This window comes from Micromonospora sp. NPDC049645 (assembly GCF_040675155.1).
Lineage (GTDB): Bacteria > Actinomycetota > Actinomycetes > Mycobacteriales > Micromonosporaceae > Micromonospora.
Genome location: NZ_JBFAOI010000006.1, coordinates 21,076 through 34,290, shown reverse-complemented (window position 1 = coordinate 34,290; position 13,215 = coordinate 21,076). Strand labels below are relative to the sequence as shown.

At 73.0% G+C, this 13,215-nt stretch carries 12 protein-coding genes; 6 read left to right on the top strand and 6 right to left on the bottom strand.

All coding sequences use genetic code 11. The features are described from left to right. Positions 1-33: 33 nt before the first annotated feature. Positions 34-1,161: a sulfite oxidase gene (locus AB0J33_RS15655; protein ID WP_363613990.1), complete on the bottom strand. Its 1,128-nt coding sequence runs from the start codon at positions 1,159-1,161 to the stop codon at positions 34-36. Between the two features lie 421 nt (positions 1,162-1,582). Between AB0J33_RS15655 and AB0J33_RS15650 the strand changes: the two genes are divergently transcribed. Further along, positions 1,583-2,149: a M23 family metallopeptidase gene (locus AB0J33_RS15650; RefSeq protein WP_363614614.1), complete on the top strand. Its 567-nt coding sequence runs from the start codon at positions 1,583-1,585 to the stop codon at positions 2,147-2,149. On the opposite strand, the gene AB0J33_RS15645 is transcribed toward AB0J33_RS15650, so the two are convergent. The 5 genes from AB0J33_RS15645 to AB0J33_RS15625 form a co-directional block, all read right to left on the bottom strand. Beyond that, positions 2,070-3,251, bottom strand: a complete 1,182-nt coding sequence (locus AB0J33_RS15645) for an aminotransferase class V-fold PLP-dependent enzyme (protein ID WP_363613988.1) — start codon at positions 3,249-3,251, stop codon at positions 2,070-2,072. The two genes, AB0J33_RS15650 and AB0J33_RS15645, sit on opposite strands and share 80 nt — an antisense overlap. An 83-nt stretch (positions 3,252-3,334) precedes the next feature. Next, the gene (locus AB0J33_RS15640) at positions 3,335-4,447 is read right to left on the bottom strand and encodes a tyrosine-type recombinase/integrase (RefSeq protein WP_363613986.1); all 1,113 of its coding nucleotides are present in this window, start codon (positions 4,445-4,447) and stop codon (positions 3,335-3,337) included. Positions 4,448-4,736: 289 nt separating this feature from the next. Next, positions 4,737-5,948, bottom strand: coding sequence for a DNA-processing protein DprA (locus tag AB0J33_RS15635; protein ID WP_363613983.1), 1,212 nt, complete (start codon positions 5,946-5,948; stop codon positions 4,737-4,739). Further along, positions 5,945-7,465, bottom strand: coding sequence for a YifB family Mg chelatase-like AAA ATPase (locus AB0J33_RS15630; protein ID WP_363613981.1), 1,521 nt, complete (start codon positions 7,463-7,465; stop codon positions 5,945-5,947). Before AB0J33_RS15630 ends, AB0J33_RS15635 begins: the two co-directional genes overlap by 4 nt. 30 nt (positions 7,466-7,495) lie before the next feature. Beyond that, a complete protein-coding gene (locus AB0J33_RS15625; RefSeq protein ID WP_363613979.1) occupies positions 7,496-7,855 on the bottom strand; it encodes a YraN family protein in 360 nt (119 codons plus the stop codon). 168 nt (positions 7,856-8,023) lie between these two features. On the opposite strand from AB0J33_RS15625, the gene AB0J33_RS15620 reads away from it, so the two are divergent. The 5 genes from AB0J33_RS15620 (at position 8,024) to frr (ending at position 12,890) form a co-directional block, all read left to right on the top strand. After that, positions 8,024-9,139, top strand: a complete 1,116-nt coding sequence (locus tag AB0J33_RS15620; protein ID WP_363613977.1) for a hypothetical protein — start codon at positions 8,024-8,026, stop codon at positions 9,137-9,139. 308 nt (positions 9,140-9,447) lie between these two features. Continuing rightward, the gene (gene rpsB, locus AB0J33_RS15615) at positions 9,448-10,359 is read left to right on the top strand and encodes a 30S ribosomal protein S2 (protein WP_363613975.1); all 912 of its coding nucleotides are present in this window, start codon (positions 9,448-9,450) and stop codon (positions 10,357-10,359) included. Positions 10,360-10,493: 134 nt separating this feature from the next. After that, a complete protein-coding gene (gene tsf / locus AB0J33_RS15610) occupies positions 10,494-11,321 on the top strand; it encodes a translation elongation factor Ts (protein WP_363613973.1) in 828 nt (275 codons plus the stop codon). A 161-nt stretch (positions 11,322-11,482) separates the two neighbouring features. Beyond that, entirely contained in the window at positions 11,483-12,250 is a 768-nt protein-coding gene (pyrH, locus tag AB0J33_RS15605) for a UMP kinase (RefSeq protein WP_030335195.1), read from the top strand. A gap of 82 nt (positions 12,251-12,332) precedes the next feature. Beyond that, positions 12,333-12,890 (top strand): ribosome recycling factor, encoded by a 558-nt coding sequence (frr, locus tag AB0J33_RS15600; RefSeq protein WP_088946658.1) that lies wholly within the window; start codon positions 12,333-12,335, stop codon positions 12,888-12,890. Positions 12,891-13,215 lie beyond the last annotated feature (325 nt).

Below are 13,215 nucleotides of genomic sequence, written 5' to 3'. Positions count from 1 at the left end.
CGGGCCCCCCACCCGTGGCGTGACATTCGCCGGTCACTCGGCCGGCACCACGACCTCGACCCGCTGCACCAGGTTGTTCGCGAAGCCGCCACGGTTCCACGGTTGCTCGACCGGCTGGGTCCGCCCGGACGCGTCGGTCGCCCGCGCGCCGAGGACATATCGGCCGGGCGTGGCGACCCACTCGTGCCGCCAGCGTCGCCAGGCGAAATCCCCCGTGTCCGCGGGGTCCAACTCGGCCGGTGTCCAGCTCTCCCCGCCGTCGGTGGTCACCTCCACGGCGACGACCGGCGCGTGCCCGGACCAGGCCCGGCCGTCCAGGGTGCACGGGCCGGGCCGCAGCACCCGGCGGCGGGACATGAAGTCGGGAAAACCGGGCGGGCGCACCAGCGCGCGCGGCTCGATCCGCGTCACCGGCACGCCCGGGTCGTCGGCGTCCTGGCGCACCCGGTAGGCCACCGCGTTCTGGTAACCCTCGAACGGCTCGGTCCGCAGCTCGATGGAGTGCAGCCACTTCACGTGCGCCATGCCGTACCAGCCCGGCACGATCAGCCGCAGCGGTGCGCCGTGCTGCGGCAGCAGGGGAGCGCCGTTCATCTCGTACGCCAGCAGCACCTCCTCGCGCAGCGCGTCGGCGACCGGGAGTGCCCGCTGGTAGTCCTGCTCGACCCCGCGCTCGACGCCGTGATCGGCACCGGTGAAGACCACGTCGACGGCGTCCGCGTCGATGCCCGCCTCGCGCAGCAGTGGAGCGAGAGGCGTCCCGGTCCACTCCGCGTTGCCGACCGCCTCGACCAGCCACGGCTGGCTGACCGGCCGGGGGTGCAGCAGGGCCCGCCCGTTGCCGGCGCACTCCAGGGTCACCTGCCGGGTGACCCGCGGCCGATCCCGCAGGTCGGCGAGGGTGAGCGACAGCGGTCGGTCCACCGCGCCACCGATGGTCAGCGTGTGCGTCGCCGCGTCGAGCTCCGGGATGTCGTAGTGAATCAGCAGGTAGTGCAGCCCGGCCGGGGTGACGTCGTAGCGCAGCGCCTCCAACGGGATGCCGTGGTTGCGGGCCGCGAGCTGCAACTCCTCGGCGCTGATCGCCTCGTCCGGCTCCGCCAGCCGGGACGGGCCGCTCGCGTCGGCCAGCGTGGGCGGCCGGTCGTCGACAGTGGTCATGCAGGGCCTCCCCGGTCCAGGTGGCGGCACCCGCCGCACGCGGCCCAGCCTAGGCCCTCCGTGCCGGCCGAGAACGACCCGGAGCACCGCTGGGTGGGGCCGACCAGGAGGAAGGCGAAACTGGGGCGGTCCGGTCGGCCTCGATGCTGGCGGATGAGGAATTCGATGCTGGCGGATGGGGAATTCCGGCGGTTCGTCGCCGGACATAGCAGATCATCGAGGCTGCCGGGTGGTCGTCCACAGCGCCGTCGGTTGTCCACAGCCGGGTCGGCCGGGCTGGCGGACGACCCGGGCTCGGCCGGAGGCTGCCGTCATGCGACCGCCACCCGTCGGCTCGATCGGCCGGACCCTGCTGCTCTGCGCCGCCCTTCCCCTCGCACTGACCGTCCAGCTCTGCGGGCTGGCCGTGCTGATCGCGGCGATGCCCGGCCAACCACCGACGCCGATCGTGCCGGTCGCCGTCCTGGCGGCGCCGGTCGCGGACCCGGCGCCCGCCGGGCGGTTCCGCTGGCCTCTCGACGGCTCACCTCGACCGGTACGCCGCTTCGACCCACCGCCCCGGCCGTGGCTGGCCGGGCACCGGGGCGTCGACCTGGCGGCCCCGGCGGGAGCGGTGGTCCGCAGCGCGGGGCCGGGCACCGTGCTCTTCGCGGGTCTGGTGGCCGGGCGACCGGTGGTCACCGTGGGCCACGCCGACGGGCTGCGGACCACCCACGAGCCGGTCCAACCCGCCGTACGCGTCGGCCAGCCGGTCGGCACCGGCGCGCCGCTGGGCGAGTTGCTGCCGGGCCATCCGGGTTGTCCGGCCGAGGCCTGCCTGCACTGGGGGCTGCGCCGGGGCGAGGAGTATCTCGACCCGCTGGCCCTGCTCGGCCTCGGCCCGGTGCGCCTGCTTCCGGTCCGTCCGGTCAGCGCTGGGCGAGCAGAGCCGGCAGCCGCGCGGCCAGCCGTTCGTACTCGCCGGCGGCGTTGTAGACCTGGCCGGTGAGCCGTAGCCACCCCCGGCCGTTCCAGCTCATCACGGCCACCTCGGTGGCGAGCCGCTCACCGATCCGCGTCTGCAATGCCCGCGCGGCGTCGATCGTGGTGCCCACACCGGCGGGCAGCGGGATGATGCGCAGCGACACCTCCGGCCCGCCGGGGTCGGGCAGGTCGGCGGGGGGCACCCCCAGGGCGTCCCCCACCACCCGCTGGCCGTACGCGGCGAGCGCGGCGTTGTGCGCCCGCACCCGGTCCACGCCGAGACTGCGCATCGTGAACAGACCCGCCGGTGCGGCCAGCCAGGGCGTGTAGTCGAGAGTCGCCTGCCATTCGATCCGGGCCGGAAAGCCGGCGTCCTGCTCCCAGGACACCACCAGCGGCTCGATCCGGTCCCGCCACTGCGGCGCCACCGCCAGCAGGGCGGTCCCGCGTGGGGCGTACGCCCACTTGTGCAGGTTGCCCACCCAGAAGTCCGCGCCGATGCCGGTCACCGGAGTGGACAGCATGCCCGGGGCGTGCGCGGCGTCCACCAGGACCGGCACGCCGTGTTCCCGGGCCGCCCCGACGATGGCCGCGATCGGGAACAGCCTGGCGGTGGCCGAGGTGAGCTGGTCGACGACGAGCAGTTTGGTCCGCCCGGGTCGCAGGCCCGCCCGAACGGTCTGCACGATCTCCTCGTCGCCGGCGGCCAGCGGGATCGGCAGGACCCGGCTGACCGCGCCGGTGCGGCGGCACTCGCGCTGGATGCTCAGGCTGACCGCCCCGTACCCGTGGTCGGTGCTCAGCACCTCGTCGCCGGCTCGCAGGCCCACCGACTGGAGCACCACGGCGACGCCCGTGGTGGTGTTGCCCACCAGGGCGCTGCCGTCCGGGTCGGCGCCCAGAAACCCGGCGAGGTGCCGGCGGGTGTGAGCGATCCGGTCCACCAGCCCCTGGGTGAAGAAGCGCAGCGGGTTGCCCTCCATCTCGTCGCGCAACCGCTGCTGGGCGCGCTGGACGCCGATCGGCACCGCGCCGAACGACCCGTGGTTGAGGTGGCTGACCGCCGGGTCCAGGGAGAAGAGCAGGCGGGCGCCCGGGATCGGCTCGGGGGGCTGCGGGACGCTCACGTGATGATCGTAACGGTCGGGCTCGCGTGCCTCCGGCCCTCGATCAGGCGGGTGGGAGCGCCCTCTGCGCCCTCTGCCTTCCGTCAGGCGCGTGGGTGTGCCTGCCGGTACGCGGCGCGCAGCCGTTCGACCGACACGTGGGTGTAGATCTGCGTGCTCGCCAGCGACGAGTGACCGAGCAGTTCCTGCACGGCGCGCAGATCCGCACCCCCCTCCAGCAGGTGGGTGGCCGCGGAGTGGCGCAGACCGTGCGGACTGGTGCGGGGTAGCCCGGCGCTCTCGGCGTACGCCCCGACGATCTGCCGCGCGGTCGTCGGGTTGAGTCGACCGCCCCGGGCGCCCAGCAGCAGCGCGTCGCCGGAGCGGGCGCCCACCATCGCCGGGCGGCCCCGGCGCAGCCAGTCGTCCAACGCGCGCTGGGCGGGCACCCCGTACGGCACCGAGCGTTCCCGTCCGCCCTTGCCGAACACCCGGATCACCCGCCGACCGTGGTCGACGTCGCCGACGTCCAAGCCGCACGCCTCGCTGACCCGTACGCCGGTGGCGTAGAGCAGCTCCAACAACACCCGGTCCCGCAGCGGCACCGCCTCGGCTCCTCCCGGTGCGCCCTGCGCCGGCCCGGCCGCCGTGTCCATGTGTGCCGGGTCCGTGCGTGCTGCGTCTGTGCGTGGCGGGTCCGTGCGTGCTGCGTCTGTGCGTGGCGGGTCCGTGCGTGCTGCGTCTGTGCGTGCGGGGTCCGGGCGTGGCGGGTTGGTGGACGGCGACTGCCGGGACGGCGCCTCCACCAGGGCGGCGGCCTGGTCGGCGCGCAGCACGGTGGGCAACTCCCGATGCGCGCGGGGACTGGCCAACGCGGCGCCGACGTCGGCGGGGAGCAGCCCGGCCCGGTGCGCCCAGGCGCTGAACGCCCGCGCCGACGCCGCCCGGCGGGCCAATGAGGTGCGCGCCGCACCGGTGGTGCGCTGGCGCGCCAGCCAACTGCGCAGCACCGACAGGTCCAGCTCGGCGAGGTCGTCGCAGCCCATCCGGACGGCGTGGTCGAGCAGCGAGACGAGATCGGTGACGTACGCGCGGACGGTGTGCGCCGACCGGTTGCGAACCCGGGACAGGTGCTCGGCGAAGTCGTCGACCGCGTCCCGCAGCGTCGGCGGCAGGGCCTGGTGCATGGCCCGGGTGCCCCGGTCGGGTCGACTCATCGTGGTCGCCCCGTTGTGCCGGCCGGTCCAACGGCCCAGGCACCTTGACTCACAGCTGGCACGGCACCAGCGTACGGCCGATCGCCGTGCCCGACCGGACACGATGACGCGGGTACGGGCCCTGCTACCGGCGGTTGGTCCTCTTGATGAGGAATACCACCAGGCCGGCGACGAGCACGGCGGACGCGACGAGACAGCACAGTGCGGCGATGTGCCACGGTCTGATTGCACCCATGAACGCGGACCGTACCGGTAGGAGCGGCAGCTCGATGCCCCGCGCAGGCTCGCCTCAGACCGGCCCGGACGTCTCCGCCGCCACGACTCGTTTCGCCTTGGCGGGCGGAGCGAGCGCGTAGCCGTCGTCGCGACGGACCACCATGGACAACTCCTCCAGCAGCGACAGCTTGCGCAACGCGGTCCGTACGTCGACCCGGGCGCGGGCGGAGAGCCGGTCCACGCCCATCGCGCCTCGGCGGGGCAGCGCCTCCAGCAGGGACCGCGCGTCGTCGTCCAGCGCGTCGGCGGCCCGCTGCGGTCCGCGCGCCAGCGGGGCCAGGTCCGCGCCGATCCGGCCCACCTCCTCCAGCACGTGCGCCACCCCGGTGACCAGCCGCGCCTTGGGGTGCTCGCGCAGGAACTCGTGGGCCCCGACGGACATCGCCGACGTCACCGGCCCCGGCACCACCATGGCCACCCGGTTGGCGTGGATGGCTCGCCGCGCGGTCTGCGTCGCGCCACTGCGCGCCGACGCCTCCACCACGACGGTGCCCAGGGTGCCCGCGGCGATCACCCGGTTGCGGATCAGGAACCGGGGTCGCAGCGGTTCGGAACCCGGCGGCCACTCGCTGACCAGCAGCCCGGTGTCGGCGATCCGGTCGAAGAGCGCGGCGTTGCCCATCGGGTACGGCCGGTCCAGCCCGCAGGCGAGCACCGCGACGGTCAGACCGTCCGCGTTGAGGGCGCCTCGGTGGGCGGCAGCGTCGATGCCGAACGCGCCACCGGACACCACTGTCCAGTCCCGCTCCGCCAAGCCGTACCCCAGCTCGGTCGCCACGTGCTGGCCGTAGCCGGTGGCCGCCCGCGCGCCGACCACTGCCACCGAGCGATCCAGCGCCTCGCCGAGCGGCCAGCCCCCGCGTACCCAGAAGCAGAGCGGTGGGGCGGTCTCACCGTCCACCCGCCGGCTGACGTCAGGCAGACGCAGCGCGGCCAGGCCGGCAACCCGGGCCGGCCACTCCTCGTCGTCCGGTGTGACCAGCCGGGCACCCAGCCGGTCCGCCCGCTCCAACGCCTCCGCCGCCACCGCCCGCGCGTCGCCGGCGGCCGAGCGTGCGGCGACCGTGGTGTGCAGCCAGCCGTCGGGGCTGCCGCCGTCGAGCAGCAGGTCCAGGGTCGCCACCGGGCCGTGCCGTTCGACCAGATGGTGCACCGCGCGCGTGCCCGGCTCCGCCAGCCAGGTCAGAGCGACCCGGGCCAGCCTCCGTTCCTCCTCGGCGCTCACGTCGCCTCCCCCGTTCGTAGTTGAAGCGCTTCCCGGACGTCGTCCCGGTCCGGCCGGGTCCGGCCGTCGAGGTCGGCGATTGTCCAGGCCATCCGGATCACCCGGTCGAAGCCGCGCGCGGACAGCGAGCCGGAGTCGAGCCGGCCCCGCAACTCGGCGGTGGCCCGGGCCGGCAGTCGCCACGGCGGTCGACGCAGGTGCGGGCCTGCCACCTCGGCGTTGAGTCGCCGGCCGAGGTCGGCCCAGCGGGTGGCCGCCGCCTGCCGGGCCGTCGTCACCCGGGCGGCGACCGTCGCCGATGGCTCGACGTCGCCGTCGGCGGCCATCAGCTCCGCCGCCCGCACCGGCATCAGCCGTACCTGGACGTCGATCCGGTCGAGCAGCGGCCCGGAAAGCCGGCCCAGGTAGCGGCGGCGCACCAGCGGGCTGCACTCGCAGTGCGCGTCGCCGGACGGTTTCGCGCACGGACACGGGTTGGCCGCGAGCACCAACTGGATCCGGGCCGGGTACACGGTGCCGCCTCCGCTGCGGCTCAGCTGGATGTGGCCGTGCTCCAGCGGCTGCCGCAACGCCTCCAGCGCGCCCTTGCTGAACTCGGGAGCTTCATCGAGAAAGAGCACCCCGCGGTGCGCCAGCGACACCGCGCCGGGCCGGGCCAGCCCAGAGCCACCACCGACAAGCGACGGCACGGTCGCGGTGTGGTGTGGTGCCTGGAACGGTGGGCGACGCAGCAACCGTCCGCCCGGGGGCAGCAGCCCGGCGACCGAATGCAGCGCGGTGACCTCGAGCGCCGCCTCGTCGTCAAGCTCCGGCAGGATCGACGGCAGCCGTTCGGCGAGCATCGTCTTGCCGGCGCCCGGAGGGCCGAACAGTGCCACGTGATGCCCGCCCGCCGCGGCGACCTCCAACGCGCGTCGGCCCATCTGCTGCCCGGCGACCTCGGCGAGATCCGGCCCACCGGCCATCGGCGCAGGGATGTCCGACGGTGGCTCGATCAGCGGGGCCCCGTCGCGAACGAAGGTGACGAGCCGGTGCAGGGTGTCCACGGCTCGCACCCGTACCCCGGGGATCACGGCGGCCTCGGCGGCGTTGCCGAGCGGGACGATCACCCGCGCGACGCCGGCCTGGGCCGCGGCGGCGACCATCGGGAGCACCCCGCGCACCGGACGTACCGTGCCGTCCAGCCCCAGCTCGCCGAGGATCACCACCCCCTCCAACGGAAGCAGCGGCAGCTCACCTGAGCCGCCGAGCAGCGCCGCGGCGATGGCCAGATCGAAGGCCGAGCCGAATTTCGGCAGTGTGGCGGGCAGCAGGTTGAGGGTGATCCGCCGGTTGGGCCAGCGCTGACCGGAGTTGACCACGGCGGCGCGGACCCGGTCGCGGGCCTCGTGCAGGGCGGTGTCCGGCAGGCCGGAGATCACCACCGCCGGTAGGCCGGCGGCCAGGTCCGCCTCCACCTCGACCAGGTGGCCGGTCACCCCGACCAACCCCACGCAGAGCACCTTCGCGTAGCTCACGGGGCGTCACCGATCCTTCGGGTGCCCATGTCAGAAGGCGCCCTTGAGGTGGTCGACCTGCGCCGGGCCCGTGTCGGGCAGGCGTACCGACAGCACGTCGAAACGCACCTCGTCCGCCGTCGTACCGGTCTCGGTCAGCCAGCGCGCGGCGAGCCCTCGCAGCCGGCGGGCCTTGGCCGGCACGACTGCCTCGGCCGGGGTGCCGAAGTCATCACCCCGGCGGGTCTTCACCTCGCAGAAGGCGAGCACCGGCCCGTCCCACGCGATGATGTCGATCTCCCCGGCCGGGCAGCGCCAGTTTCGGGCGATCGGGCGCAGCCCCGCCTCGGTCAGGTGCCGGGCAGCGCATCGCTCGCCGTACGCGCCGACCGCCTGGTTCCGCTTCGTCATGGCCGGCACGCTGCCCGCCGGAGGGCGGTCGTCGCGACCCGACAGGGCCCCAGCTGTGGACAACGGGGTCGCTGTGGACAGTCGGACGATCATGCCCACGGTGTGCTAGCGCCATCGGACCTATGGCCGGCTGGGCTGAAATGGCGCGGGCGCGGCCGGTCGCATACGGTGCCTGACGTGGACGGACGACGGAGTTTCCCGGAAGATCAGGAGTCGCGCTGGTACCCCGACGAGCGGGGACGCGGTTACGGCGAGTCGGAGTGGCGCGGGGCGGGCGAGTCGCGATACCGGGACGGTGAAATCCCCGAGCAGCGTGGCACGGAGAACGGCCGATCCGTCGAGGACACCGGCGTCGGCCGCCGCCGCGAGCCGGACTCGGGACGCTTCGGCGCCGTCGACGCGGGTCGCTTCGGTACCCCCGAGCCGGATTCGGGTCGTCTGGGCGCGGTGGACGCGGACCGTTTCGGCGGTACGCCGGAGTCGGATTCGGGTCGGTTGAGCGCCGTCGACGCGAGCCGCCTCGGTACGCCCGAGTCGGACTCCGGTCGCTTCATCGCCCTCGACGTCGAGACCGGTCGGTTCGGGGCGAGCGAGGCCGATTCGGGACGGTTCGGCGCGGTCGACCCGCTGGGTGCCGCGCGGCCGGAGGTCGACGGTTACCGGGCCACCCGGTCGCGGCGGGCGGACCGGGACCCCTCGGAGACCTCCGGTGAGCTACCCGGACGCCGGGCCGCCCGGGAGCCGACCAGCGTCGCTCCGGAGGCCGCCCGCGACACCACGTCGCCGGCCGTCGCGCCGGCCAGCGTGCTCGCGGACCAGGCACGTCCCGCGCCGCTCGGCGGGTACCCGATCATCGAGCCGGCCCGGGGCGGCGGCGACACACCGCACCCGCTGGAGATGCCGACCGGCCCGATGCCGGGGATCGGCCCTCGCCCCGACCTGCCCGCAGGCGAGCCGCCGGCGTATTCGCCGGCCCCCGACGGTGTCTATCGGACCCGTCGTCCGGTGCTGGCCGTACTCTTCGCCCTGCTGGTGTTGATCTTTGAGGTCCCCGCACTGCGGGTACTGCTGGCGGGCGTGACCGGCGACCCGTTGGACGCCGGAAACGTGGTGGTCGGTATCGCCCTGGTGGCCGGACTGCCGATCTTCGCGACCGGGCTGTACGGGCTGCGAACCGGTGGCCTGGCACTCGCCGACAACGGCCGGGGCTGGTTGCGCCCGCCAACGGCCTACCTGACCGTCGGTCTGGTGCTCTTCGTGGCCGCCGCGCTCGCCGCCGGCTGACCCGCCCTGGTCCGACGCCCGCCCTGGTCCGGGCAACTCGCCCGATCGAACGGAGAACGCGGAACGGCGGAGCGGCGGGCACCCGACACGCACCCCGGGGCGGCTGAACGGGTGAGGGGCGTACACTGGCCAACTGGCGACCGCCTCGTGCGGTCGACCTCGCGTGCCCTCTTCACGAATCGTCGTGAAGCGACGGCCTCCCTGGTCCCGATCTTGATCGGGCCCACCATGGGCCGGCGACCAGGCGCCAGGACGCCCGGCCACCGGCCGGGCGTGACAAACCAGGGACCTTGAGGAGTACCCCAACCATGGCCGTCGTGACCATGCGTCAGCTGCTGGAGAGCGGTGTCCACTTCGGGCACCAGACCCGGCGCTGGAACCCGAAGATGAAGCGCTTCATCATGACCGAGCGCAACGGCATCTACATCATCGACCTGCGCCAGACCCTCGAGTACATCGAGAAGGCGTACGAGTTCGTGCGTGGGACCGTCGCCGAGGGTGGCAGCATCCTGTTCGTCGGCACGAAGAAGCAGGCCCAGGAGGCGATCGCCGAGCAGGCGACCCGCGTCGGCCAGCCGTACGTGAACCACCGCTGGCTCGGTGGCATGCTGACCAACTTCCAGACCGTGTACAAGCGCCTTCAGCGGATGAAGGAGCTGGAGGCCCTGGGTGACCTCAGCGGCACCGCCGCCGGTTACACCAAGAAGGAGACCCTTCAGCTCTCCCGCGAGAAGATCAAGCTGACCCGCACCCTCGGTGGTCTGCGGGACATGCAGAAGCTCCCCGCCGCGGTCTGGATCGTCGACACCAAGAAGGAGCACATCGCCGTCGACGAGGCCCGCAAGCTGGGCATCCCGGTGATCGCGGTACTGGACACCAACTGCGACCCGGACGAGGTCGACTTTCCGATCCCGGGTAACGACGACGCGATCCGCTCGGCCGAGCTGCTGACCAAGGTCGTCGCCGCCGCCGTCGCCGATGGCCTGATCGCGCGTTCCGGCCGTCGCCGGGGCAACGACGAGAAGCCCGAGGGCGTCGCGAGCGACGAGCCGCTGACCGAGTGGGAGCGCGAGCTGCTCGAGCCGAAGAAGGCCGACGAGTCGCCCGAGCAGCCCGCCGCCGAGCAGCCCGCCGCTGCCGCCGCCGAGCAGCCCGCCACCCCGGAGCAGCAGCCGGCGCAGGCCGCCGCCGAGCAGCCGGCGGCCGCCACCGCGGAGTGATCGCACCGTCGCTGTCCCGCTGTCCGTTTTCCCGGACGGCGGGCAGCGACGGTACGCCGGGCACGATCCGCCCGGATCCGGGTAACCGGCACCTCTGACCATCCACACGCCGTCTCAACATCGAAGAGAGAGCCATGTCCCAAATCACCGCCGCGGACGTCAAGAAGCTCCGCGACCTCACCGGCGCCGGCATGATGGACAGCAAGAAGGCGCTGACCGAGGCCGAGGGCGACTTCGACAAGGCCGTCGAGATCCTGCGCGTCAAGGGCGCCAAGGACGTCGGCAAGCGGGCTGGCCGTACGGCCGCGAACGGCCTGGTCGCCCACGCCGGCAAGTCGCTGCTCGAGCTGAACTGCGAGACCGACTTCGTCGCCAAGACCGACTCGTTCATCGCGCTGGCCCAGCAGCTGGTCGAGCACGGTGACCGCTCCAACGTGAACTCCGCCGAGGAGCTGCTCGCCACCGAGCTCGACGGCAAGGTCGTCGCGGACCTGATCCAGGAGCAGTCCGCGAAGATCGGCGAGAAGCTGGTGCTCAACCGGTTCGCCCGGGTCGAGGGCACCACCGCCGTCTACCTGCACCGCAAGGCCCAGGACCTGCCGCCCGCCGTCGGCGTGCTGGTGTCGTACACCGGCAAGGCCGACGAGGCCGGCGACGCCGACGCCCGTGGTGTGGCCATGCAGATCGCCGCCATGCGGCCGAAGTACCTCACCCGGGACGAGGTTCCGGCTGAGGTCGTCGAGTCCGAGCGGCGCATCGCCGAGCAGACCGCCCGCGAGGAGAACAAGCCCGAGGCTGCCCTCCCGAAGATCATCGAGGGTCGGGTGAACTCCTTCTTCAAGGACTACGTCCTGATCGAGCAGGCGTCCGTGGCCGACAACAAGAAGTCGGTGAAGCAGCTGCTGGCCGAGGCCGGCATCGAGGTCACCCGCTTCGTGCGGTTCGAGGTCGGCCAGGCCTGAGCCGCCACCGGGCGCCGCGGGCGTCCGTGGGCAGAAGACGTCAACGAGGAGGCCGCCGGTGTACGTGACAGGCACCGCGGCCTCCTCGTCACATAGGGTCAGCAGCGGCAGGTTCGCGGTACGCGCCGCACGGGGCGTGCGCGTGGGGAAGGGCGGGGCGGATGACGCAGGTTGTGAGTGACCGGACGCTGGAGCTGGACGACCCGACGGCACCACCGCCGGGGCGCGCCCGTCGGGTGGTGCTGAAGCTCTCCGGTGAGGTGTTCGGTGGCGGCGCGATCGGCGTCGACCCGGACGTCGTCCAGGCCATCGCCCGGCAGATCGCCACCGTGGTCCGCCGCGGCGTACAGGTCTCCGTCGTGGTTGGCGGCGGCAACTTCTTCCGCGGCGCGGAGCTGCAGAAACGCGGCATGGACCGGGCCCGCGCCGACTACATGGGCATGCTCGGCACCGTGATGAACTGCCTCGCCCTCCAGGACTTCCTGGAGAAGGAGGGCATCGAGACCCGGGTGCAGAGCGCGATCACCATGGCCCAGGTCGCCGAGCCGTACATCCCGCTGCGGGCTATCCGGCACCTGGAGAAGGGCCGCGTGGTCATCTTCGGCGCCGGCGCCGGGATGCCGTACTTCTCCACTGACACGGTGGCCGCCCAGCGGGCGCTGGAGATCCGGGCCGACGTGGTGCTGATGAGCAAGAACGGCGTGGACGGCGTCTACACCGCCGACCCCCGGATCGACCCCACCGCCAGCAAGCTCGACTCGATCACCTTCTCCGAGGTGCTGCGCCGCAACCTGCGGGTGGCCGACGCGGCGGCGTTCAGCCTCTGCATGGAGAACGGCCTGCCGATGCTGGTCTTCGGCGCGCAGGGTGACGACACCATCATCCGCGCGGTGGGTGGCGACAAGATCGGCACCCTGATCACCGCCTGAGCCCCGCCGGTGGCGACGGCAGCAGCGGTCTGACGACTTTCAGCAAGGCCCACGACGAGCACAGAAGGAGGCGAGGAGACCGGTGATCGACGACACCCTCCTCGAGGCCGAGGAAAAGATGGAGCGTGCGGTTGAGCACGCCAAGGAGGAGTTCGGCGCCATCCGTACCGGTCGCGCCAACGCCGCCATGTTCTCCAAGGTCATCATCGACTACTACGGCACGCCCACGCCGCTGACGCAGATGGCGTCCATCGCGGTTCCCGAGCCGCGGATGGCCATCATCAAGCCGTACGACAACTCGCAGATCAACGCGATGGAGAAGGCGATCCGTGACTCGGACCTCGGGGTGAACCCGAACAACGAGGGCAACCAGCTGCGCATCCTGCTCCCGCAGATGACCGAGGAGCGCCGCCGCGACATGATCAAGGTGGCCCGGCACAAGGGCGAGGAGGCCAAGGTGGCGATCCGTAACGTCCGCCGCCGTGGCAAGGAGGAGTTGGACCGGATCGTCAAGGACGGCGAGGCTGGCGAGGACGACGGTCGCCGCGCCGAGAAGGAACTCGACGACCTCACCCAGCGCTACGTGGCCAGCATCGACGACCTGGTCAAGCACAAGGAAACCGAACTGCTCGAGGTGTGAGAACCGCCCTCCGAGGCCCGTTCCCGACATCGGGAACGGGCCTCGTCCCGTCTGTCCGCGACGCGGGTTCGGGCCGGCACGCCACCAGCGGATCACGGCGGGCGGTTGCGGGATCGGTACCTGATCGCGAGTCGGATCGACGACTGCGGATCTGCCGCGGCGTGCCGTACCGGATGGGTCTGCCGCGCTGGTCGGCGGGCCGGCGGCGCGGGTGACGTGCGTCGGCGTGCCTCGTCCGCCGTGCCGGTCCGGTGTGTGCAGTAGGCTCGGCAGGATTCCCGGCCACCGGGCGGTGAACACCGGGGATCGACCGACCGTCGGGGCG